The organism is Solidesulfovibrio sp. C21 (assembly GCF_047785625.1).
Classification (GTDB): Bacteria; Desulfobacterota; Desulfovibrionia; order Desulfovibrionales; family Desulfovibrionaceae; genus Solidesulfovibrio.
The window spans coordinates 1-23,361 of the sequence record NZ_JBLODY010000030.1 but is presented as its reverse complement, the minus strand read 5'-3'; the positions used below and the strand labels follow the sequence as shown (position 1 = coordinate 23,361).

The following is a 23,361-nucleotide window of genomic DNA, read 5'->3' as shown; positions in this document are numbered from 1 at the left end:
GCCGCCATGGACGACATCCGCGACATCAAGGGGCCGGTTGCGCTCCCGGGCGGGCTGTCCGGCCTGGGACTGGCCGCAACCCTTGCCCTTTTGGCCCTTTTGGGGCTGGCCGTGTGGCGCTGGCGGCGGGAAAGACGCCTGCCGGGCCGTCGCGTCCTGGCCGGGATTCGCGCCCGGCTTGCCGCGCTCGAGTCCGAGGCGGCCGGCCTGGACGACCGGGACTATTACTACCGGCTGGCCGAACTGGCCCGGGAGGCCCTGGCCGTGCGGTTTTCCTTTCCCGCCACGGCCATGACCACGGCCGAAATCGTCCCGCATCTGGCCGCCTTGCCCGAGGCCGAGCGCAATGCCCTGGCCGCGCTTTTGACGCGGGCCGACGGGGCGCGCTACGCCGGCCGGGAGGTCGCGGGCGTGGACCGGCGCGACGACGCCCTGGTCGTTGCCCGGCTGGCCGGGAGGCGCGGGACATGCTGACCCTGGCCCGGCCCGAGGCGCTGGCGCTCGCCGCCCTCCTTCCCCTGGCCTTTGTTCCACGTCTTGTGTCGCGTCGCGGCTCGCTTGGCATGGCCGATGTCGGTCCGGCCCTGGCCGCCGGCAGACCGCCGCTTACGGCCGCATTCCCCATGACCTGCCGCCTGTTGGCTTTGGGTTGCGTGATTCTGGCCCTGGCCGGACCGCGTCTCGTGACCGAAACGTCCGTCTACCGGGGGCGCGGGGTGGACATCATGCTGGCGGTGGATCTCTCGGAATCCATGGCCGCGCTGGACATGCCCCTTCCCGACCGCACGGTCAGCCGGCTCGAGGCCGTGGCCCAGGCGGCGGCCCGCTTTGCCGCCGACCGGCCCGGGGACCGCATCGGTCTGGTCGCCTTCGGCTCGCGGGCCTATGTCGTGCTGCCCCCCACCGACGACCGCGCCGCGCTCACCCAGGCCCTTGCCCGGATGGCGGTCGGCGCGGCCGGCCGGCGCACGGCCATGGGCGATGCCGTGGGGCTGGCCGTCAAGCAGCTTGCCGGCGCGCCGGGGCTGGCCAAACTGGTGGTGGTTTTCGGCGACGGCCTGTCCAATGCCGGGGAGGTGCGTCCGGCCGATGCCGCCAGAGCGGCCGCCGCGCGCGGCATTGCGGTCTTCACCGTCGGTGTCGGCGGCAACGGCCCGGCCCCTTTTCTGGTCAACCATCCCCTGCTCGGTCAGGAAATCGTGCGCGAAAACGCCGCCGTGGACACCGCCGCTTTGACTGAGCTGGCCACGCTCTCGGGCGGGGCGTTTTTCCGGGCCGAGGACGCACCCGCCCTGGCCCAGGCGGTCGCCGCCGTGTCCAAGCGGACGGCCAGCGACATGAAGCCCGTGCCCACGGCCGAAAAGACGCCTTTCGCCCCCCTGGCGGCGGCCTTGGCCATCTGCCTGCTCACCCTTTCCCGCGGCCTGTCCGCGACGCGCTTTTTGAGGCTGCCATGACCTTTGCCAGACCGGAATTCCTGGCGCTTTTGGCCGCCGTGCCGGTATGCGCGTCTTTCCTGTGGCTGGCCGGGGCCAGACGCCGCGCCCTGGCCGCCTTTTTCCCGGGCGTTTCCCGGTATGGCCGGCTTCGCGGCGTCAAGGCCGTCCTCTTTCTGGCCGGGCTGGCCCTGCTGGCCCTTGGCGCGGCCGGGCCGCAAGCGGGACATGTCGCCGCCGTTGTCGCGCCGCCGGCTCCGTTGCGGCTGATGGTCGCCGTGGACTGCTCGCGCAGCATGCTGGCTCGCGATGTGGCCCCGGATCGCTTGTCCGCGGCCAAGGGGCTCGTGCGCGCGGTGTTGGCCGGGCTGCCCCATGTGGCCGCCGGGGTGGTCGGGTTTTCCGGCCGGGCCTGGCTGGCCTGTCCGGTCACGGCCGACCGGCCGGCCCTGGCCCTTTTTCTCGACGCCCTGTCCCCGGCCGAGGCCCCGCTCGGCGGCACCTCCGTGGCCGCCGCCCTGGAAGCCTGCCGTCTGGCCCTGGCCGGAGCCGGGTCCGGGGCCATCCTGGTCGTCTCCGATGGCGAGGACACCGTGCCCGTGCGCGATGCGGCCGGCGCGCGGCCGGGCGATCCGCCCGTTTTCACCGTGGCCGTGGGCGGGGCCACGCCGGTTGCCGTGCCGCTGCCTCCCGAAGCGGGCGGCGGCGTGCTGCGCGACGGGGAGGGCCGGCCGGTGCTGGTCGGGGTGGACGCGGCCGGTCTGGCCGGGCTGGCCCGGGACGCGGGAGGACGCTCTTTCCGTCTGGCCCCGGATGCGCCTTCGCCGGCAGGGGGAATCGTCGCCGCCCTGGCCGCCCTGGCCGCTTCCAAGGGGCATGCGGCCGCGACCGTGGACGCCCCGGCGGACCGGTCGGCGCTGTGCTACGCGGCCGGGCTGGCGCTGTTGCTGCTCGACCTGTTCCTCGTACCGGTCGGCAAGGGCTTGGCCGTCGCCATTCTGGCCGTGGCCACCCTGGGCGCGACCGCTGCCCCGGCCCGGGCCGGTGATCCAGCCGGCAAGGACGTGTCGCGCGGCATCGCGGCCTTTGAGGCCGACGACGCGGCCATGGCCCTGGAAGCCTTTCTGGCCGCCCGGGTCTGGCGGCCGGACAGCCCGGAGATTCTCTACGACATCGGCACGGCCTATTACCGCCTGGGCCGCTTTGACGAGGCCGGCCGGATGTTCGCCCGCGCGGCGGCCGCCGCTTCCCCGGCGCTTCAGGCCAGGGCGCTTTACAACCAGGGCAACGCCGCCTGCCGTCAGGGCGACGCCGATGGCGCGGCCAGGCTCTACGCCGCGTCCCTGGCCGTGGACCCGTCCGACGCCGAGGCCAGGGCCAACCTGGAGCGGCTGCGCAGCGGGGACAATCCCTGCCGCAAGGCCGGCAAGGACGCCGGAGAATCCGGCTCCAAGCCCGGCCGGACGCCGGATGCGGCCGCCGGCGGCGAGGGCAGGGCCGATGCCCCGGGCAAGGCTCCGGCTCCCGTGGGGGCCGACGACGGCAGCGGCAAGCGGGACGGTCCGGACGGGCCGGCCGCGTCTGCCGATGCGCCGCCCCGGGCCGGAAGACAAGGGCCGGCGGACCTGCCCCTGTCCGGCGCGTCCGGCCAAAAAGCCGGGGAAAAGCAGGCCCGCTCGGCCGGCAAGATCGGGGACCCGATCCTCGACCGCGTGCCCGACCTGACCGGGCTGCCAACGCCTCCGCGCTACGGCCGCCCGAGCGTGGCCAAGGACTGGTGATGCGCCTTCTCGCGCTTTTCTGCACCGCGCTTGTTTTGGCCGGACGCCTGGCCTTTGCCGGGCCGCCCGGTCCGGCGGCCATGCCGGTAAGCGAGCCTGTGGCCGAACTCGAGCCCCGGGACATCTATCTGGGCCAGAGCCTGATGCTGCGCGTGTACATCCCGGGCGAGGCCACGGCGGTCATCACCGTGCCCCGGCTTGCCGACTGGACGGTGGTGCCGCGCGGCCGGGTGCATGGCCTGCGTGGACCGGGGACCGGCGATCCGGTCACGGCCTACCGGTTCGAGCTGATCCCGGTGCGGGCCGGCCGGCTGGCCGTGCCGGCGCTGACCGTGGAATCCGGCGGCCGGACCTCTCGCACCGCGCCCCTGGAGGCTCTCGTGCGCCCGCGCCCGACCCCGCCCAAGGCGCTGGCCGGCCACGACGTCTTTCTCGATGCGACGCTTTCCAAGACCGATCCGTACGCCGGAGAATTTTTCGTCTACACCCTGCGCCTCTACCGGGCCGTGACGGCCTCGGGCATAAGCCTTGCCGCGCCGCGTTTCCCGGATATGGACGTCACGCCCCTGCCCGGGCAGCGCGACGGCGAGATCGAATTCGCCGGCAGGCGCTATGCCGTGACCGAGGCGGAGTATCTGCTTCTGGCCGCAAGTCCCGGACAGGCGACCATCCCGCCGGCCACGGTCGTCTGCCGGGGCGTGCCGGGCAGGGGCGGGGCGGCCCTCGACGTGACCGTCAAGGGACCGGCCGTCCCCGTGACCGTGCGCCCCTTGCCGGAGTATACCGGCGACGCGCCTTTTACCGGGCTCCTCGGGCGCATGACCCTCGCTTCCCGGCTCGATGCCGGCGCGCCCGGCCGTGAGGCGGTCTATACGCTCACGCTTGCGGGCCGGGGCAATCTGGCCGATGCCCCGCCGCCCCCGGTCGTGCCCCCGGCCGGGGCCACGGCGCGGTTTCTGGAGGCGACAGGCGGTGGCGATGCCGGCCGGTCGGGCTACGTCGGCCAGCGGAGCTTTCGCTACGCCCTCAGCGCCGCCAAGCCGGGCGCGTACGTCTTCGATCCGGCCCGGCTGGCCGTGTTCGACCCGGCGAGCGGACGATACACGGTGATCGAGGCCCCGGTCCGGACCTACCGTGCCCCGGCCGCCGCCTCGGTCCCGGCCGATCCCTCCCTGGCCCCGCCGCTGCGCCATGTCGCCGGCGGCAGACCAGGGCGGGGCGCGCCGTCCTGGCCCTGGCGGCTGGTACTGGCCCTGCTGCCGCCCCTGGTCTATGCCGTGACGTTTCTGCCGCGCCGGCCGCGTCGGGTCCGGGCGACCTTTGCCGGTTCGCCGTTCGCCCTGGCCGAGGCGTTGCGGGACCGGCTGGCCCGGGAGACGGGGAAGGGTGGGGAAGGTGCGCCGAAAGCCCTGTCGGCTCTGCACCGGCTGGACGCGGTGCTCTACGACGGCCGGCCCGTCTCGGACCGGGAACTCGGGCGGGCCATGGGCGCGGCGGCCAAGGCCCTGGCGGAGCTTGAAGCATGAGGCGGATCCTTCCCCTCACCGTGGCCGTATGGCTCCTGGCCCTTGGCGCGGCCCTGGCCGCCGGTCCCGGGCGGGAGGCGCTGGACGCGGCCGTGCGGGACTATGCCGCCGGGCGCTACGCCGCCGCCGCCGCAGCCTTTGCCGCTGCCGCCAAGGCAGATCCCGGTCTGGTCGACACGGCGTTGTGCCTGGATGCGGCCACGGCCAGCCGGTTTGGCGGCGATCCCGGCCGGGCCGCCTGGTGGCTGTACCGGGCGCGCCGCCTGGACCCGGCCGATGGGGCGGTGGCCGCCGCCCTGGCTGCCGCCGGCCTGGACGTCACGGCCGCCGACGCGCCTCTGGCCCGGTTTGTTTCGGCCCGCCTCCTGTGGTCGCTCGTTTTGGCGGCCAATGCGCTTTTCTGGCTCTCGCTGGCCGGGTTGCGGCTTTTCCGGGCGCGTCGGCCGCGTCGGCCACGCCGGGCTGTCGCCTGTATCCCCTGGGTTGCCGCGCTCGTGGCCGTGCTGTGGCTGGCGGTCGGCTGTGTGGAACTGGCGCCGGTCCTTTCCCCGCGCGCGGTGGTGCTGCGCGCCGCCCAGGCCGAAAGCGCCCCGGAGCCGGAGGCCGAGACGCTTTTTCCCCTTGCCCCGGGCACGGTCGTCAGCCTCGGTCCGTCACGAAACGGCTTTGCGCGCGTGGTCACGGAAGGGGGCGGCCCGGGTCGGGCGGGCTGGGTCGATCGCAACACAGTTGCCGCATTGCCGCGTTAAGGTGCTCTTTTGCGCGCGTCCCGGGCGGTTGCGAAAAAAAGGCAATGTGCTATCGATCGACAATCTTTCTTCGAAGGCCATACGTATAGGACCTCGTTTCATGAAAGATGCCCTGACCCCTGTGGTTGACACCAGCCTGGACATGCATTTCGGCCGGCTTGCCAAATTGCCGCCGGAACCCGCCGCATATCCGACGCTTGTCGGCGCCGCCTCGCGCCTCGTACGCCATATTTCCAATAATCTTTTGAACAGATCCACGGATGGCGCCGTCGACGCCAGCGTGCAGCGCTACATATTCGATCGAAACGCGGCCTTGCCCGTGTGGTTGGTCAACAAGGGGCTGGTTGCCTGCCAGAATAACCGGGCGAAGCTGGAACCAGCCGTGATGCATATTTTGCAAAACGACTTCAATAGAAGGCGTTTTTTTGATTATTTGAGCAGCGAACTTCTGTACCATTGCTGGGCCTGGGCAAATGAAGAGGAGAGGAAACATTGGATTGTCCATTTTGTAGGTGATTCCCGGGAAAACAAGTATTGCATGAATCTCAACAATCATGACTATGTGCTGAAATTCGAAAGCAATATCATTGAGAATTCGCATAAGGACCTCGCGGTCCGCGACTGGTACTTCCGTTCCCTGGGAACGGCCACCCTGATGGAGTTCGCCAGCCGGCCGGTTTTCGAATTCACCTCCCGGCTGGTGGAAGCGAAATACAAGACCCCGTTCATTTTGAAGCTGTTTAAAAATATTTTCGACAAGGCCGTTCACGGACCGGCGCTGGGGCGCTTCGGCGTCCTGGTCATTGGCGATATCCCCAAGGCCTTCGGCCTGGAGGAGTACCGCACTGCGGCCATGGCGGTGCAACCCCAGGCGTTTCCCCCCGATATCGGTGTGCTGGAGCTTTTCCGGGAAATGCTGGAGCGCTTCGACGGCCACTGCCCCGACGGCTGTTGCGAGGCCCGGTTCCGCATGGGCGTGGAGCCTCCCCAGAGCCTGGTCAACCGGATCGCGGCCATGTACTGGCTGCGCAAGACCCTGGAGGCGGCCAAGGCCATCCAGCAGCGAAAAGCCGTGCCGTCCCGCGGGCTTCTGGTCGAGGAGCGCACGGTCCTGGAAAGCGCCTTCAAGCAGAAAAGCATCCTCTATTTCCGCCTCATGGACGCTCTCGACACGACGGCCATAAACCCCTGTTACATCAAGGCGATCAAGGAGGATTTCATGGTCCTCCAGTCGCCAAGCGGCAACAGGCTCAACGAGGCCGCCTGCGGTCAGGAGGTCCACGGCTATTTCGCCATCACCGACCGCAAGCAGAAAAGCACGTACTGCGATTTCGGAACCAACGTCCTTGGGGTGCGGGCGGTGGACGCCAACTACGCCCTGGTGGAGCTGGCTTTTCCGGCCGCGTTCGCGCTGACCCGTCGCACCCACAAGCGGCTGCCGCTCGACCCCAGCCATTTGGCCTCCTTCGAGCTGTCCTCCCCCAACCTCGGCGCGGACTGGAGCGAATTTTCCGCCCTGAAGCACTGGCCCGCCCCGTTTTGCATCATTCCCGACGGCGCATCCCAGTGCCATATCCGGGACCTTTCCGCCGGCGGGCTGATGCTCGAAATCAACGAAGAGGCCCCGGCGTATACCTATTTCGTCGAGGGCAACAAGGACTACCCGCTTTTGGCCTTCCTGCACCTGACCGGGCAGGTCAACCTGCCGGACCTCAAGCTCGGGCTGCGTCTGGAAACCAAGAGCATTCGGGATTTTTCGCAGCTGCACAAAAAATACGTGGGTTTCCAGTTCACCGAGGCCGGCGAGGTGCGCCGGGACAAGCTGGTACGGTTTACAACCGTGGGCAAGGACGGCATCTTCCTCATCAACGACTGGATTTTCCGCAATACCATCGGACACTGATCCGCTTTTCGGAGATTTCCCATGACCATGATCGATCCGGCGCGTCTGGCCGGCGTCGGCGAGGCCGCTTTGGCCTTGCGCACCCAGATGGCCAAGGTGCTCGTCGGCCGGGCCGGGTTTGTGGACAGGCTCGTTATCGCGCTTTTATGCCGGGGGCATGTGCTGATCGAGGGCGTGCCGGGGCTGGCCAAGACCCTGGCGGTCAAAACCCTGGCTTCGGCCGTGCACGGCGAGTTTCGCCGGGTGCAGTTCACGCCGGACCTGCTGCCCGCCGACATCTGCGGCATGGAGGTGTACCAGCCGGCCACGGGCGTGTTTTCCGTGCGCAAGGGGCCGGTCTTCGCCAACATCCTGCTGGCCGACGAGATCAACCGGGCGCCGTCCAAGGTGCAGTCGGCCCTGCTCGAGGCCATGGCCGAGCGGCGCGTGACCATCGGCGGGGAGACGTTTTCCCTGCCCGAGCCGTTTTTCGTCCTGGCCACCCAGAATCCCATCGAGCAGGAGGGTACCTATCCCTTGCCCGAGGCCCAGGTGGACCGGTTTCTTTTCCAGCTCGTGCTCGGCTACCCATCGGCCGAGGAGGAAAAGGAGATCGTGCGCCGGGGGGGCGGCGACGAGCAGGTTGCGGTCGAGCCGGTGTTATCCGGCGAGCAGGTGCTGGAACTTGGGGCGCTTGTGGCGGCGGTGCGGCTCGATGCGCGGCTTCTGGATTATATCGTGGCCCTGGTCGGGGCCACGCGCGACCCCGGCGCCGCGGAACTCCCGGGCCTTGCCGGCCTGATCGGCAAGATCGCCTACGGCGCGTCGCCGCGCGCCTCCATCGCCCTGGCGCGCACGGCCCGGGCCATGGCCCTCATAGACGGCCGGGACTACGCCACGCCCGGAGACATCAAGGCGCTGGCCCCGGACGTCCTGCGCCACCGCATCCTGCTCACCTACGAGGCCCAGGCCGAAGGCCTCACCCCCGACGCCGTCGTCCAGACGCTTTTGGAACATGTCCCGGTGCCATAGGGGGAGGGAAGAGTGTAAGAGTGTGCGAGAGGGGAACCCTTTTTGAAAAAGGGTTCCCCTCTCGCGCTCTCCCCTCCAAAAAACTTTCAATAGTTACATGTGATTGAACGTAATCATATCGTAACCTTTAAAAGTTTTTTGAAAGGGGGTCCGGGGGGAAACTTTTTTTCAAAAAAGTTTCCCCCCGGAGGTCATTCCAAAAATATCTTTTAAAATAACGCCTTGTCCTCGCTTTTGTCCACTTGCGGCGGTTCGGAGGCGACGTTTCGGGCGTTTTTCGGCGCGGCGGAAAATCCCGGTCCCCGGGCGCTTGGCGGCAGGAACTTGATGGAGGCAAGCAGCGCCTTTTCGGCGTTGGGATCGTAGACGGCCGGCGAAAAGTCGGCCACGCGCTGGCGTACGCGTTCGAGCTGCTCCGGGGTGAGCCGCCTTGTCAGCGCGGCCTTGGCCTTGGCGGCCCGGATGAGCAGCGCGTCGCCGCTCGGATCGCGGCTGGCCAGGGTCAGCCAGAAAAGCGCGCTTTCGAAATCGCGCGGCACCACCCGCCCATCGTAATAAAACGTCGCCAGCATGGCCTGGGCCTGGGGAAATCCCTGGCCGGCGGCCAGGCGATACCAGCGAAACGCCTCCCGGGGATCGGCTGTCGTGCCCCGGCCCGTCAGCTCCATGGTGGCCACGTTGCACCGCGCGTGGGGATCGCCCTGGTCCGCCGCCTCGCGCATGAGGGTCAGCGCCTTGGCGTCGTCGGCCGGACCGCCCTTGCCCGTCAGGTACATGAGCCCCAGGTTGAACTGGGCCCGCGAATCGCCGGCCTTGGCCGCCATGGCGTACCATTTGCGGGCGGCGCTGAAATCCGGCGGCCCGGCCAGGCCCTTGGAGAGCAGCGACCCCAGGGCGAATCCGGCCTCGGCATCGCCGGCTCCCGCCGCCTCGCGGTAGAAATCCATGGCCTTGGCCAGATTGGCGGCGCTGGGGAATTCCTCCTCGGACAGGGCGGCGAGCAGCGTCTTGGCCTCGGGCAGGCCGGCCGCCGCCGCCAGCCGGCACCAGCGAAACGCCTCGGCCGGATTGCCGGCCACGCCCTCCTGGGCCAGATGCAGCAGGGCCATGGCGTACATGGCCTCTGCATCGCCGGCCCAGGCCGCCTGGGACAACAGCCGCGTGCCCGTGGCCGCGTCCCCGGGCAGCCGGCCGCGCAGCATGCCGAGCCCGAGCAGTGTGGCCGCGCCGGCATCGCCGGCCTTGGCCGCCTTGTCGCAAAATTTCACGGCCCGTCCGGCGTCGCGCCGGTCCTCGCTTCCGGCGGCGAAAAGCCGGCAGAGTCTGCCGGCCGCCGCGTCGTCAGCCTCGCCGGCCTTGTCGGAGAGGGCAAGGGCCCGGTCCGGGTCGCGGAAAACGCCGAGCCCGGCATAATACATGTCGGCCAGACGCAGCATGGCCGGCACGTAGCCCGCGTCTGCCGCCTTGGAAAAAAGCCGTGCCGCTTCCAGGGGATAGGCGGTCACGCCCTGGCCGGACAGATAGGCCAGCCCCAGGGCGTAGGCTGCGGGAGCGTCTCCGGCGTCGGCTGCCCGCCGGCGCAGATCGGCCGCCTTGCCCAGGTCCCTGGGCACGCCCCGGCCGGCCGCGTACAGGTCGGCCAGACGGCCGATGGCCGCCGCCTCGCCAGCTTCGCCGGCCGCCTGGAAATACCGGGCCGCCGCCGCCGCGTCGCCGCGCGCGTCCCCGGCTTCGGAGAGCGCGGCAAGGGCCTGCCCCAGGTCCATGGCCGCCTGCCGGTCGCCCTTGGCCGCGGCCTGGCGCAGCAGGGCCAGCGCCTTGTCGGTATCGACGGGCGCGCCCCGGCCGGCAAGCAGCATCTCGCCGAGTCTGGCCATGCCGGCCGGATTTCCCCGATCGACCGCCCGGCGATACCAGGCCACCGCCGCCGCGTCCTCGCCCTTTTCGCGCAACAGGTCGCCGGCCTTGACCATGCCCGACACGAGGTTTTTCTTCGCCGCCGCCGTGAACAGCGCCAAGGCCCGGGGCAGGTCCCGGGGCGCGTCCCGGCCGGATTCGAGCAACAGCCCCAGCCGGTAGGAAGAGGGGGCCGAGCCCCGCGCCGCCGCTTCCTCGAGCAGCGGCAGCGCCTCCTTGCCCTTGCCCTGGTCGTACAGCCGCGCGCCGCGCTCGGGCGTGCCGCAGCACACAGCAATAAGCCCGAATGCGCCCAAAAGGATCAGGCCGCAAAAAATCGCGCCGGCAATGCGACGACGTTTGGCGATGTTTGGGGCGTGTGTGGGCATGGCTGCAAATTTATAAAAGAGAGCGCAAGAGGGTCAATCCCCGGACCTCAGAAACGGGGGATGACCAGGCTCAGGTAGGGCTGCCCGGCCAGGTTGAGGGCCATGGTGGCCAGGGCCCCGGCGGCGATGGCCGGCCCGTAGCACAGCCGGTAGCCCCGTCCCTTGCGCGTGCCGGCGAAGCGCATCCAGGCGAGCCAGACGAAAAACTGCGCGCCCCCGGCGAGGCTCGTGAAAAGGACGGCCGTCAGCAGCGCCTGGGTGCCGAGCCCCGCGCCGACCATGGCCATGAGCTTGACGTCGCCGGCCCCGAGCAGGCCGAAAAGGTGGGGGATCAAGAAAACGAGGAACCCCCCGGCCAGCCCCAGGGCCGATTCGCCAAGTCCGGCCGTGCCGGAAAAAACGCCGTGCAGGACCACGAGCGCGGCCATGACCGGAAAGGTGATGGCGTTGGGGATGCGCTTGGTGCGGATGTCGATGACGGCGCAGGCGGTACAGGCCGCGGCCGTAAGCGCGAAGGCGAGCAGGGTTTCCGTATCCGGGGGCATGGCGACTCCTGTGGCTCTGCCCCTTGGTAGCGGCAACGCGGCCCCTTGTCCATGGCTGGCCGACGCGCCATGGCCTTGACGCCGGGGATGGAAAAAGTCAGTTCTTCCAGGGAGAGAGGTGAACCTTCACGGGCGGTTCGGCCCCGGCCGGAGCGCATCGGAGTCCGCATGGCAAGCGATGCCGCCAACGACGCTTCATTGCCCGCCGCCCTTGGGCTTGTCACCGCCGAGCGCGACCGATTACGAGACGCGTTGCGGGAGGCCGAGGCTGCCAATGAGCGGCTGCGCGGCGAAGCCCAGGCGGGCATGCAGGTCAAGGCCGACTTCATGGCCCGCATGACCCACGAGCTGCGCACGCCCCTTTCGGCCATCATCGGCCTGGCCAATCTGGCCGTGCCCCTGGTGACCGATCCGCGAGTCCGCGACTATCTGTCCAAGATCACCGCTTCGGCCACCGGTCTGCTCGGCGTGGTGGACGACATCACCGATTTCGCCCGGCTGGAAAAAGGGCTGGCCGAGCTGGTCCCGGTCTCCTTCGATCTGGGACAGGCGCTTGGCCGGGTGACCGGGCGCTTCGATGCGGCGGCCAGGGGGCGGGGACTGTCCCTGGAGCTGGACCTGGACCTGCGCGTCCCCACGCGGCTTGTCGGCGACAATGCCCGCCTGGAGGGCGTACTGGGCCAGCTGGTCGGCAACGCCGTCAAATTCACCGAACACGGTTCGGTCCGCGTGGCCGTGGAGCTGGTGGAGCGTCGGGGCGGCCGGGTCGGGCTGGCCTTTGCCGTTACCGATACGGGCATCGGCATGGAAAGCGACGCCATCCCGGCCATGCTCGACTCCTTCACCCAGGCCGACGGCTCCCTGTCGCGGCCCTACGGCGGCACGGGCCTGGGGCTGGCCCTGGTGCGGCGCGGCGTGGAACTGCTCGGCGGCCGGCTGGAAGTTGCCAGCCGACCGGGGCAGGGTTCCCGCTTTTTTTTCACCTGCCCCTTCGAGGAGGACAGGGCCGGGCGGCAGTCCGCCCCGGCCGTCCCCCCGGCCCTGACCGCGCCGCAAGACGCCGCCGCTCCCGAAGGCCCACCCCGCACGACCGGTCCCCTGGCCGGCGCCTTGATCCTGCTTGTGGATGACAATTCCATCAACCAGCAGGTGGCCCGGGAGATCCTCGAACGCTTCGGCGCGGTGGTGGATGTGGCCGGCGGCGGCCGCGAGGCCGTGGAGATGGTCGGGCTGGCCCTCTATGATGCCGTGCTCATGGATGTGCAGATGCCGGTCATGGACGGTCTGGCCGCAACGCGGGCCATACGGCTTTTGCCCGGCGGCGGCGACCTGCCCATCGTGGCCCTGACCGCCCATGCGCTTTCCGGCGACCGGCTGCGCTGCCTGGAAGCCGGTATGAACGACTATCTGACCAAGCCCATCGACCCGGCGAGGCTGCTTGCTTCCCTGGGCCAGTGGATCGCGCCGGCGGTCGAGGCGGGCCGGGACATGGCGGCCTTTACGGATGCGGGGGCACCTGGCTCCCAGGCGTCCCCGGCCGATGCGGCGGAGGTTTGCGGCCTGGATGCGGCCAAGGCCCTGGAGCGGCTCGGCGGCAACGGGGCGCTGCTGGCGAGCATCGCGGCGGAGTTCGTGCGCGATTACGCCACCAGCGGCCGGACTCTGGCCCGGCGGCTGGCGGCAGGGGACCTGGACGGCGCGCGGCGGCTGGCCCACACGGTCAAGGGCGTGGCCGGCAACATCGCGGCCGAGGCTTTGGCCGATGCCGCGCGGGAACTGGAGGTCACCCTGGGCAGGGGGGAACTTCCCCCCGACAAGGTGCTCGAGGCCTATGCCGCCGCCCTGGCCGACACCGTCGAGGCCGCGGCCCGGCTTACGCCGCCGCCGCAGTCCCCGCCCGAGTGCGCCCTGACCGGCTGTTGGAAGGTGCTGCTCGTGGACGACGCCAAGCTCAACCGGGCCATTTTCTCCCAGATCTTACGCAGCGCCGGCCATGACGTCGTGACAGCCGTCAACGGCAAGGACGCCTGCCGGGTGCTTTTCGGACAAAAGGCTTGCGGCCGCGCCTTCGACTGCATCCTTATGGACATCGAGATGCCGGAAATGGACGGCCCGGCGGCCACGCGCATCATCCGCAAGCTGCTGGCCGACGGGGTGAGCCCGCCATGTCCGCCGGATATCCCCATCATGGCGCTGACCGCCCACGACACGGCCCCGGAACTGGCGCGCTGCCTGGAGGCCGGCATGGACGGCTGTCTGCACAAGGTGTTCGAGCGGGAGGAACTGCTGGCGGCGCTCGGCGGCGTCATGGAAGGCCGCCCGCCTGTCCCGGCGGCGATGCCGTCCGAGGCGCAACGGGACGTCGCGGTGGAGCCGGCGGCAAGGCCGGCGGACTACGCGCCGCTGCTGCGCCGTTTGGCGGCGCATCTGGCCGAAGGCAGCATTCAGGCCGACGAGGACGTGGCGGCCCTTGGCCGGGCCGTTCCCGGACACGTTGGCGCGAAGGGCCTGGCGGAATTGCGCCGGGCCGTTACGCGCTACGATTTCGCCGGGGCCCTGGAGGTTCTGCGGCGTCTGTCCCGGGAAGCCGGTCTGGACGAAGACGTCCTCGCTTCGCCGGCCGGGCCGGTTTGTCTCCGGTAAGGGCTGGCCGGTACGGTCATTTGCGGCGTATCTTGCTCCCGATGAAAAGGCCGATGGCCACGGAGAAGATGAGGACAAGCATCACGATAGCCAGATTGGCGCCCATAAGTCCCTCCCTTGTCCGGCCGGACGGGCCGGTCGGGGCATCATAACGGGGAAGACGTCCGGGCGCAAAAGGGAATGCCCTGACAAAGGAGCGGGACCATGGGCACCGTCGTTTCCGGTCTGCGCAGTCTGGTCACAAGCCTTTTTTCCCGTCGGCCGGTCATCTCCCGCGAGGAGACGGCCGCGGTCTTTCGGGAAAAATACAACCATTTCCAGTCGCTGCTCGAGTCGAACACCGAGCTGCTCAAGATCTTTTCGGAAATCGAGGTGATGCTCGAGGGCCGCGAGGTGTTCGGCATGGCCTTTATCCGTTCGCGCACGAGCCGCGCCGTGTTCCACGCCATCCGCATGATCAAGAGTTTCGAGCGCCTTTCCGGCAAGCCCCAGCCGACGCTGTTGGCCCTGGTCGAACGGCTCTCGTCCGAGATCAAGACGGTCATCGCCGGCCGGGTCAATCCCTATCGCGGCCGGCTTGTGATCCCCATGGCGGAAGTGACCGGCGACATGGTGGACCAGGTGGGCGGCAAATGCGCCAACCTGGGCGAGATCGCGGGCAAGGCCGGACTGCCGTCGCCGCCCGGGTTCGCCGTGACCACCGCCGCCTTCCGGGCCTTTTTCGAGGAGGCGGGACTGTTCGAGACCGTGGCCAGCATCCGCCTTGGCATCGCGCCCGACGACCCGGCCTCCATGGCCGCCGCCGCCGAGGACATCCAGGCCGCCATCCTGCGCGCGAAACTCCCCGAGGCCGTGTCGCGCGAGATGGACGCGGCCGTGCCCGCCGCGACGGCGGGAGACGCCGGCGTACGCTTCGCCGTGCGCTCGAGCGCCATCGGCGAGGACGGCGAGCTGTCCTTTGCCGGCCAGTATCTCACTATGCTCAATGTCGCCCCGGACCGTATCGCCAGCGCCTACAAGTTCGTGCTGGCCAGCCTTTTCACCCCCCGCGCCATGTCCTACCGGCTGCTCAAGGGCATTCCCGACGACGACGTGGCCATGGCCGTGGCCTGCCTGGTCCTGGTGCCCTCGGTCGCGGCCGGCGTGCTCTACACGCGCCTGCCCGAGGACCCCTACCGCAACGCGGTGCTTATAAACGCCGTCTGGGGCCTCGGGCCCTATGCCGTGGACGGCGTCATCACCCCGGACAGCTTCCTTCTCGACCGCGACACCCTGGCCGTGGCCGAGCGCGTGGTCACGGACAAGCCGCGCATGCTCGTGCCGTCGCCGACGGGCGGGCTTACCGACGTGCCCGTGCCCGGGGACAAGCGCCGAGAGCCGAGCCTTTCCGACGCCGACGCCCGGACCCTGGCCGGTTGGGGACTGGCCCTGGAGCGCCATTTCGGCCGGCCCCAGGACATGGAATGGGCCGTCGACGGGCAGGGGCGGCTTTTGGTGCTGCAATCGCGCCAGCTGACCGCCCTGTCAGCCGCGGCCCCGCGTCCCACGCCGCCCGTGTCCGGCGCCGAGATCCTCGTGCAAGGCGGGCAGGCGGCCTGCTCGGGCGTGGGCTGCGGCCCGGTCCATCTGATCCTGGCCGACGACGACCTGGACACCTTTCCCCAGGGGGCGGTGCTGGTCGCGCCCCACAGCGATCCCCGGTTCATGGTGGCCATGCGCCGGGCGGCGGCCATCGTCACCGACCACGGCAGCGTCACCGGGCACATGGCCTCGCTGTCCCGGGAATTCGGCGTGCCCACGCTCCTGGGGCTTGCGGGCGCGACAAGCCTCCTTGCGCCAGGGGAGGTCGTCACCGTGGATGCGGCCTCGGGCCGGATCTACCGTGGCCGGGTGGAGGCGCTTTTGGCCACGGTCCCGGCCGACCCGACGTTTATGGCCGGCACCCAGGTCCACGCCATCCTGACCGATGTGGCCGAGCGCGTCGTGCCGCTGACCCTGCTCGACCCCAAGGCCCCTTCCTTCAAGCCCGAGGGCTGCCGGACCGTGCACGACGTCACCAGGCTGCTCCACGAATGGTCCTACGGCGTGATGTTCGCGGTCAGCGACCTGGCCTCGGACGGGCAGGGGGGGAGCGTCACCCTCGACGCCAACACCGGCCTCGACCTGCACATCATCGACCTTGGCGGCGGCATCCGCGAGGAGGCGGCCGGAAAATTGCGGGTTGTGCCCGGGGACATCGCCTCGCGTCCCTTTGCCGCGCTTTTGACGGGCCTCGTGCTGACCGGCGAAGCCCGCATCGCCCGGCCGGTGAACTTCGGCGGCTTTCTCTCCGTCATGTCCGAACAGATGTTTTCCCAACCCGGAGCCGGCACCGAGCGCTTCGGCGACAAGTCCTACGCCATCATCTCGGACAAGTATCTCAACTTCAGCTCCCGCGTGGGCTACCACTACGGCGTGCTCGACTGCTACTGCGGGGCCACGGTCAACAAGAACTACATCACCTTTTCCTTTGCCGGGGGCGCGGCCGACGACGTCAAGCGCGCCCGCCGGGCCAGGGCCATCGGCCGCATCCTGGAGGCGTTGGGCTTCGTGGTCGACGCCGCCGCCGACCGTGTGGCCGGCCGGTTCCAGAAGTTCCCGGCCGAGGTGATCGCGGAGAAGCTCGGGCACATGGGCCGGCTTTTGCAGTTCACCCGCCAGACGGATATGCTTATGGTCAGCGAGGCAAGCATCGACGCCATGGTGGCCTGTTTTCTTTCGGGCGCGCCCTGCTTCGATCCCGCCTGGTCCCCCCCCGGCCCTGCGGCCGAAACCGTCTGAGTGCGCGTTGCGTTATGCGACCAAGGAGAATGCCATGCCGCGTTTTGCCGCCAACCTGACCATGCTTTTCACCGAAGCGCCGTTTCCCGGGCGTTTCGCCGCCGCCAGGGACGCCGGATTTCATTTTGTCGAGTACCTCTTTCCCTACGCCTATGCGGCCGGGGAACTGGCTTCGCGTCTGGCCGAAAACGGCCTCTCCCAGGTGCTTTTCAATCTGCCCTGCGGCGACTGGGCCGCTGGCGAGCGCGGCATCGCGGCGCTGCCCGGCCGGGAGTCCGAGTTTCGCGACGGCGTGGGGCTGGCCCTCGAATACGCCAAGACCCTGGATGTGGCCCGGCTCAACTGTCTGGCCGGAAAACTGCCGGACGGCGTTTCGCCCGAGGACGCCTTCGAGACGCTCCTCGAAAACGTGGCCTTCGCCGCCGCCGCCCTGGCCGCCGAGGGGCGCAGCCTCGTCATCGAGGCCATCAACCATTTCGACATCCCCGGTTTTCTGCTGAGTACCACCGAGCAGGTCATGGACCTGATCGACGCCGTTTCGCGCGACAACGTGGCCATGCAGTACGACGTCTACCATGCCCAGCGCGAGGAGGGGGAGCTGGCCGCCACCATCGCCGCCAACCTGCCCCGCATCGGGCATGTGCAGATCGCGGACAATCCCGGCCGGCATCAGCCCGGCACCGGGGAAATCCGGTTTCCCTTCCTCTTTTCCGAACTGGACCGTCTGGGCTATGAGGGCTTTGTCGGCCTGGAATACGTGCCCGATCCCGACACCCGCGCCTCCCTGGCCTGGGTAGCGGAGATGGGCCTGTCGCTATAGCATATCCCCGTTAAAGGGGGCTCGGGGGAAATTCCCCCCGGCAGGATGGTCCAGGAGGGGCGGCGCCCCTCCTGGCCGCCGGAGGCATCCATACCCCAAAGGACACCCTATGAAAAAAATCGGATTCATCGGCCTTGGCATCATGGGCAAGCCCATGTGTCGCAATCTGCTCAAGGCCGGCTACGAGCTGACGGTGTTCAGCCGCACCGCGAAAAACGTCGAGGCCGTGACCGCCCATGGCGCGACCTATGCCCCGTCGCCGGCGGAGGTGGCCCGGGCAAGCGAGCTGGTCATCACCATGGTGCCGGATTCGCCCGAGGTGCGCGCGGTGGTGCTTGGCGAAGGCGGCGTCATCGAAGGGGCGCGGGAGGGTCTCTATGTCGTGGACATGAGTTCCATCGCGCCGCTGGCCAGCCGGGAGATCGGGGCCGCCCTGGCCGAAAAGGGCGTGCGGTTTCTGGACGCGCCGGTCAGCGGCGGCGAACCCAAGGCCGTGGACGGGACGCTTACGGTCATGGCCGGCGGCGACGCGGCCGATTTCGAGACGGTAAGGCCGGTGCTGCTCGCCATGGCCGCCTCGGTGACCCGCGTGGGCGAGGTCGGGGCCGGCAACGTGGCCAAGCTGGCCAACCAGGTCGTGGTGGCGCTCAACATTGCGGCCATGTCCGAGGCGTTTGTCCTCGCGGCCAAGGCCGGGGTGGAGCCGGACCTCGTCTATCAGGCCATTCGCGGAGGCCTTGCCGGCAGCACGGTGCTCGACGCCAAGGCCCCGCTGGTCATGGATCGCAAGTTCGAGCCGGGCTTTCGCCTCAAGCTCCACGTCAAGGACCTGGCCAACGTGTTGCGCACGGCAAACGAATTGCATGTGCCCCTGCCGTTTACCGCCTCGGTCATGGAGGTCATGCAGGCCATGCTGGCCGATGGCTGCGGTGAGGACGACCATGGCGGCATGATTCGCTATTTCGAGAAACTGGCCCATGTGACGGTGGAACGGTAAAACAATATTTTGTCGATATATCGGCAGTCTGTCCAGCAACGCCGCCTTTCTGGGGCACAAGTCCGGCGCGCCGCGCGCCATATGAAGGAGTCCTTTGTGCGATACCGGAAACTGACGCTGGCCCTGGCCCTGGCCGTGTGCCTGAGCGGGGCCATCGCTTTGGCGGCCAAGGTCATGAGTGTGTCCGTGCGCGACGGGCAGGTGCGCCAGTCGCCTTCATTCCTTGGCAAAATCGTGGGCAAGGCCGGTTATGGCCAAAGCGTGGACGTGAGCACCGAGCAGGGCGACTGGGCCAAGGTCACCTTGCCCGGCGGCGTTTCGGGCTGGATGCACCGCACGGCGCTGACCACGGAAAAACTGGCCATGTCCTCGGGCGGGGCGGGCGGCACGGGCAGCGTTTCCGGCAAGGAAATGGCCCTGGCCGGCAAGGGCTTTTCCGCCCAGGTCGAGGCGGATTATCGCCGCAGCCACGGCGGCGATTTCGCCGCTGTCAACGCCATGGAGCGCATCAGCTACAACCCGGGACAACTCCTGGCCTTTTTGAGCCAGGGCGGCGTGCATCCCCAGGGAGGCGCGAAATGAAGTCGCGTATCCTTCTTTCCCTGGCCGGGCTGCTCGTGTTCGGCTTCGCGCTCTACGGCTGCAACAATCCCGAGGGGCTTTCCCGCGTGCTCGGCTCCTTTGGCGCGGGCGTCGGCGGCGCGCCGGTCGGCGACTACGCCGCCTCGGCCGTCAAAAGCGTCCAGGCCGTGGCCCACGCCGCCGAGGACTTCACGCCCGAGCAGGAATACTACATCGGCCGGGCTGTCGGCGCGTCGCTTCTGAGCAAATACCATCCCTACCATGACGCCAAGGCCAATGCCTACGTCAACGAGGTGGGACAGGCCCTGGCCATGTTCTCCGACATGCCCCAGACCTACGGCGGCTACCACTTCCTCATCATCGACTCCACCGAGATCAACGCCTTTGCCGCGCCGGGCGGGCTCGTCTTCATCACGCGCGGCATGCTGCGTTGCTGTTCCGGCGAAAACGCCCTGGCCGCCGTGTTGGCCCACGAGATCGCCCACGTGGAGCATAAGGACGCCCTGCGCGCCATCAAGCGCGCCCGTACCACCGAGGCCCTGGCCATCATTGGCGGCGAGGCACTCAAGCAGGCCGGCGGCTCGGACGTGGCCCGCCTGACCAACATCTTCGCGGACTCCATCGGCGACATCATGACCACCATGGTCAATAACGGCTACTCCCGCACCCTGGAGTACGAAGCCGACAAAGCCGCCATCACCATCCTCGTCCGCACCGGCTACAACCCCTCCGGGCTGCCGGACATGCTGGAAGCAATGCAAAAGCGCCTCACCCCCGGCGGCACGGACTTCGCCAAGACGCACCCCGCGCCGTCCGATCGCATCCACGAGCTGGCCAATCTGGCCCGGGTGGCCGAGATCAACGAGCCCCCGGCGCGCGTGGCCCGCTTCAAGGCGGCATTGGGGAATATCTAGGGCCCGGGCGCTGCCCCGTACCCTGCCAGGGGCGCTGCCCTGGATCTGCCAGGGGCGCTGCCCCTGGACCCCGCCCGGAGAGGCGCTGCCTCTCCGGGACCTCTCCGCCGGAGGGCTTATGCCCTCCGGACCTCCCGTTACCGGGTTGGGATGGTGGGTGGAGGGGAGGGGAGACGGTGCGGGTTGGGTTGATCTTGTCGCCGCAATCGGCCCGGCGGCACGGGAAGCCGCGCTTCCCGACGCCGGACGCGATTGCGGCAACAACCGTGCCAGCGGCGAAGCGCCGCATGGAAGAAGACTACGGGTGAGTCGCGCGCTGAGCGTGGCGGAGCGTTGATTCGTGGAGTTCAAAACAGTCGGCATTGTCTTTGGCTTGATTTTTACGGCCTACATCGTTGCCAGGATACTCTGGTGGCGCAAGGGAAGGGCGAAGAAAGACTATTATTCCTTGGATTTCGATTTCAGCATTTTCAAAAGGAAAAAAGTCTTCACGCAAAACGAAAGCAAGTTTTTCGAACAACTTGAAAGGGTCGTGGACAGACGCTACCATATCCTGTCCATGGTGCGGCTGGCCGATGTGCTGCGCATCGACAACGATGAAAAGAATTTGAAATATACCGACAGAGGCGCGTATTACGCGGCCTTCAACCGCGTGTCCAAGATGCATCTGGATTTTGTGATCATCACCCGTCCCGGCCACTATGTCGCCTGCATCATCGAACTCGACGACAGTTCCCACGATGGGCAGCCGCTCAGGGACCGGTTCAAGGACGAAGTGATCCGGACCCTCGACCTGCCCATGGTGCGCATCAAAGCCAGGCCGGACGGCAACTATACCCCGGAGTATATCCGGGAACACCTGCAAGGGCTCCTTTGAAAAGCAACAGTGTCGTGCAACAGACGGTTTCCCCTTCCCCCGCGAAAGAGGCCGGTCCCGGTGGTTTTGCCGCCTTTCGCAAGCGCATCCTGTATGGCGTCATGGCCGGGGTGGTCGGGCTCACGGCGGCCTGGCTGCTGTCGCTGACCGGCATCGTGATCTCGTTCGAGGCGCGCACCTTCGACTGGCGGGCCCGGTTGCTCACGCCCCGGGACGGCGGTTCGGACGCGGTGCGGCTGATTCTTCTCGACCAGGCCAGCCTCGACTGGGCAGCCAAGGAAAACGGCCTGTCCTGGCCCTGGCCGCGCGAGGTCTACAGCGCGATCCTGGATTTCTGCCGGCGCGGCGGAGCCAAGGCCGTGGCCTTCGACGTGCTCTACACCGAACCCTCGACCTACGGCGTGGCCGACGACACGGCCTTCGCGGCGGCCGGCAAGCGGCTGGGCAACTTCGTGCTGCCGGTCTTTCTGGGGCGCGAATCAGGCAAGACGAGCGTCTGGCCGGCCGACGTGCCGCCCGATCCCCTGGTCATAAAAGGCCTCAAATCCTGGCTGGCCAAGGTGCCGCCAAGTGAGGCCCCGGTCTATCCCAAGGCCGCCTTTCCCGTGCCCGAAGTGGCGGCCGGGGCGAAGATCCTCGGCAACGTCAGCCAGGACCCGGAATTCGACGGCATCTACCGCCGGGTGAACCTCTTCGGCCTCTTCGACGGCAAGGCCGTGCCCTCGCTGCCGCTTGCCGCCCGCATGCTGGCCGAGCCCAACCTCGACGCCGCCATCGCCGGCCATTCCCTGCGCCTGGGGCCGGTCACCGTGCCCCTCGACGACGCCGGCCGGGCCATCCCCCGCTGGCGGCGCTCGTCGGATTTTTCGGCCGTGTCCGCGGCGGCGGTCATCCGCAGCGAGCTGACTCTGCTCGAAGGCGGCAAGCCCGACCTCGATCCGAACATGTTCAGAGGCCGCTACGTGCTCTTCGGCTTCTCCGCCCCGGGCCTGCTCGATCTGCGTCCCTCGCCCGTGGCCGGCGTCACCTCGGGCGTGGAAATCCATGCCCAAACCCTGCAAAGCCTGCTGACTGGCGATTTTCTGCGCGTCATTCCCCATTGGGCCGGCTGGTGGCTGGCCGGGGCCCTGGCCGTGGCCGCCGGGCTGGCCGTGACCCTGACCACCGGGGCCGTGGCCGGCGCGGGCGTCATCATCCTTTTCCTGCCCCTGCCGATCCTTATCGCCCTGGCCGCCTACGCCCTGGGAAGCTGGCTGCCCATGGCCCTGCCGCAACTGGCCGTGGCCGGTTCCCTCGTTACCGCCGTGCTCATCGGCTACGCCACCGAAGGCCGCCAGAAGCGCTTCATCAAATCCGCCTTCCGCCAATACCTGAGCCCCGACGTCATCGAGGCGCTCATCGCCCACCCCGAGCGCATGAGCCTCGGCGGCGAACTGCGCGAACTGACCATCTTCTTCTCCGACCTTCAGGGGTTTACCGGCATCTCCGAAGGCATGACGCCCCAGGAACTGACCGCGCTCTTGAACAAATACCTCACCGCCATGACCGACATCATCCTGGAGGAAGGCGGCACCGTGGACAAATACGAGGGCGACGCCATCATCGCCTTCTGGAACGCGCCCCTCGACCAGCCGGACCACGCCGCCCGGGCCGTGCGCGCGGCCCTGCGCTGCCAGGACAAGCTGACCGAACTGCGTCCCGCCTTCCGCGAACGCTCCGGCCACGATCTGCACATGCGCGTCGGCCTCAATACCGGCCCGGCCGTCGTCGGCAACATGGGGTCGGATTCCCGCTTCGACTACACCATGCTCGGTGACGCCGTGAACCTCGCCTCACGCCTCGAAGGCATCAACAAACAGTTCGGCACCTACACCATGATCTCCAAAGCCACCCGCGACGCCGCCGGCGAATCCTTCGCCAGCCGTCGCCTCGGCCGCGTGGCCGTGGTCGGCCGCGCCGAACCCGTGGACGTCTACGAACCGCTCTGGCCCGCCGCCGCAGCAGCCCTCACCGCCACTCACGACGCCTACGCCAACGCCCTGGCCGCCTTTATCTCTGGCGATTTTCAGACTGCCCTGGCCGGCTTTACCGCCTTGGCCGGCACCGACCCCGCCGCTGCCTCGTACGTCAAGCGCTGCGAGGCGTTGCTTGCCGAGCCGCCGGCAGGGGAGTGGAACGGCGTGTTGGTGATGACGTCGAAGTAGCGAGGGGAGGGAGGTGCCTCCGGCGGCCAGGGGCTCTGCCCCTGGGCCCCGCCCGGAGAGGCTCTGCCTCTCCGGGACCTCTCCGCCGGGGGACTGGATGCCCCCCGGACCTCCCTTTACGCTTTGGTCGGGCGGGACTTCGTGAGGCGGTGGCGGACGTCGGGTATTTGTTGCCGCAATCGGCCCGGCGGCACGAGAAGCTGTGCTTCTCGACGCCGGACGCGATTGCGGCAACAACCGCGCCAGCGGCGAAGCGCCGCATTTGAAG

General features: G+C 68.7%; 18 protein-coding genes. 15 read left to right on the top strand and 3 right to left on the bottom strand.

Annotated elements, in window-relative coordinates:
* Positions 1–6: 6 nt before the first annotated feature.
* From ACMZ6R_RS10690 to ACMZ6R_RS10670, 5 genes are read left to right on the top strand one after another with little or no spacing between them, the layout of a single operon-like run.
* Positions 7–474 carry a hypothetical protein gene (locus ACMZ6R_RS10690; RefSeq protein ID WP_416111196.1) on the top strand — a complete coding sequence of 156 codons (468 nt, stop codon included), beginning with the start codon at positions 7–9 and terminating at the stop codon, positions 472–474.
* A complete protein-coding gene (locus ACMZ6R_RS10685) occupies positions 468–1,457 on the top strand; it encodes a VWA domain-containing protein (RefSeq protein WP_416111194.1) in 990 nt (329 codons plus the stop codon). The genes ACMZ6R_RS10690 and ACMZ6R_RS10685 overlap by 7 nt, the downstream gene beginning before the upstream one ends.
* Positions 1,454–3,217: a VWA domain-containing protein gene (locus ACMZ6R_RS10680; protein WP_416111192.1), complete on the top strand. Its 1,764-nt coding sequence runs from the start codon at positions 1,454–1,456 to the stop codon at positions 3,215–3,217. The genes ACMZ6R_RS10685 and ACMZ6R_RS10680 overlap by 4 nt, the downstream gene beginning before the upstream one ends.
* A complete protein-coding gene (locus tag ACMZ6R_RS10675) occupies positions 3,217–4,743 on the top strand; it encodes a BatD family protein (protein WP_416111190.1) in 1,527 nt (508 codons plus the stop codon). Before ACMZ6R_RS10680 ends, ACMZ6R_RS10675 begins: the two co-directional genes overlap by 1 nt.
* A complete protein-coding gene (locus ACMZ6R_RS10670; protein ID WP_416111188.1) occupies positions 4,740–5,492 on the top strand; it encodes a hypothetical protein in 753 nt (250 codons plus the stop codon). The genes ACMZ6R_RS10675 and ACMZ6R_RS10670 overlap by 4 nt, the downstream gene beginning before the upstream one ends.
* A 49-nt stretch (positions 5,493–5,541) precedes the next feature.
* Here ACMZ6R_RS10670 and ACMZ6R_RS10665 read toward each other — a convergent pair whose 3' ends face one another.
* Entirely contained in the window at positions 5,542–6,048 is a 507-nt protein-coding gene (locus ACMZ6R_RS10665) for a hypothetical protein (protein ID WP_416111186.1), read from the bottom strand.
* Here ACMZ6R_RS10665 and ACMZ6R_RS10660 point away from each other — a divergent pair.
* Positions 6,031–7,395: a pilus assembly protein PilZ gene (locus ACMZ6R_RS10660; RefSeq protein ID WP_416111184.1), complete on the top strand. Its 1,365-nt coding sequence runs from the start codon at positions 6,031–6,033 to the stop codon at positions 7,393–7,395. The genes ACMZ6R_RS10665 and ACMZ6R_RS10660 overlap by 18 nt on opposite strands.
* A gap of 21 nt (positions 7,396–7,416) precedes the next feature.
* Positions 7,417–8,406 carry an AAA family ATPase gene (locus tag ACMZ6R_RS10655; protein WP_416111182.1) on the top strand — a complete coding sequence of 330 codons (990 nt, stop codon included), beginning with the start codon at positions 7,417–7,419 and terminating at the stop codon, positions 8,404–8,406.
* A 209-nt stretch (positions 8,407–8,615) separates the two neighbouring features.
* Here the strand turns inward: ACMZ6R_RS10655 and ACMZ6R_RS10650 are convergent, their stop codons facing one another.
* Together ACMZ6R_RS10650 and ACMZ6R_RS10645 are read right to left on the bottom strand one after the other, a co-directional pair.
* The gene (locus ACMZ6R_RS10650) at positions 8,616–10,691 is read right to left on the bottom strand and encodes a tetratricopeptide repeat protein (RefSeq protein ID WP_416111180.1); all 2,076 of its coding nucleotides are present in this window, start codon (positions 10,689–10,691) and stop codon (positions 8,616–8,618) included.
* A gap of 47 nt (positions 10,692–10,738) precedes the next feature.
* Entirely contained in the window at positions 10,739–11,236 is a 498-nt protein-coding gene (locus ACMZ6R_RS10645; protein ID WP_416111178.1) for an A24 family peptidase, read from the bottom strand.
* 168 nt (positions 11,237–11,404) lie between these two features.
* On the opposite strand from ACMZ6R_RS10645, the gene ACMZ6R_RS10640 reads away from it, so the two are divergent.
* The 8 genes from ACMZ6R_RS10640 to ACMZ6R_RS10605 all read left to right on the top strand — a co-directional run bounded on the left by ACMZ6R_RS10640 (position 11,405) and on the right by ACMZ6R_RS10605 (position 23,093).
* A complete protein-coding gene (locus ACMZ6R_RS10640; RefSeq protein WP_416111176.1) occupies positions 11,405–13,879 on the top strand; it encodes a response regulator in 2,475 nt (824 codons plus the stop codon).
* Positions 13,880–14,083: 204 nt separating this feature from the next.
* Entirely contained in the window at positions 14,084–16,699 is a 2,616-nt protein-coding gene (locus ACMZ6R_RS10635) for a PEP/pyruvate-binding domain-containing protein (protein ID WP_416111174.1), read from the top strand.
* 34 nt (positions 16,700–16,733) lie between these two features.
* Positions 16,734–17,519 (top strand): hydroxypyruvate isomerase, encoded by a 786-nt coding sequence (gene hyi / locus ACMZ6R_RS10630; RefSeq protein WP_416111172.1) that lies wholly within the window; start codon positions 16,734–16,736, stop codon positions 17,517–17,519.
* Position 17,520: 1 nt separating this feature from the next.
* On the top strand, positions 17,521–18,516 hold the full coding sequence (gene garR, locus ACMZ6R_RS10625) for a 2-hydroxy-3-oxopropionate reductase (protein ID WP_416111246.1): 996 nt from the start codon (positions 17,521–17,523) through the stop codon (positions 18,514–18,516).
* 96 nt (positions 18,517–18,612) lie between these two features.
* Complete coding sequence (locus tag ACMZ6R_RS10620) at positions 18,613–19,098, top strand: SH3 domain-containing protein (protein WP_416111170.1); 486 nt, start codon at positions 18,613–18,615, stop codon at positions 19,096–19,098.
* The gene (locus ACMZ6R_RS10615) at positions 19,095–20,012 is read left to right on the top strand and encodes a M48 family metallopeptidase (RefSeq protein WP_416111168.1); all 918 of its coding nucleotides are present in this window, start codon (positions 19,095–19,097) and stop codon (positions 20,010–20,012) included. Before ACMZ6R_RS10620 ends, ACMZ6R_RS10615 begins: the two co-directional genes overlap by 4 nt.
* A gap of 340 nt (positions 20,013–20,352) precedes the next feature.
* On the top strand, positions 20,353–20,889 hold the full coding sequence (locus tag ACMZ6R_RS10610) for a DUF2726 domain-containing protein (protein ID WP_416111166.1): 537 nt from the start codon (positions 20,353–20,355) through the stop codon (positions 20,887–20,889).
* Positions 20,890–20,903: 14 nt separating this feature from the next.
* Positions 20,904–23,093 carry a CHASE2 domain-containing protein gene (locus ACMZ6R_RS10605; protein WP_416111164.1) on the top strand — a complete coding sequence of 730 codons (2,190 nt, stop codon included), beginning with the start codon at positions 20,904–20,906 and terminating at the stop codon, positions 23,091–23,093.
* Positions 23,094–23,361 lie beyond the last annotated feature (268 nt).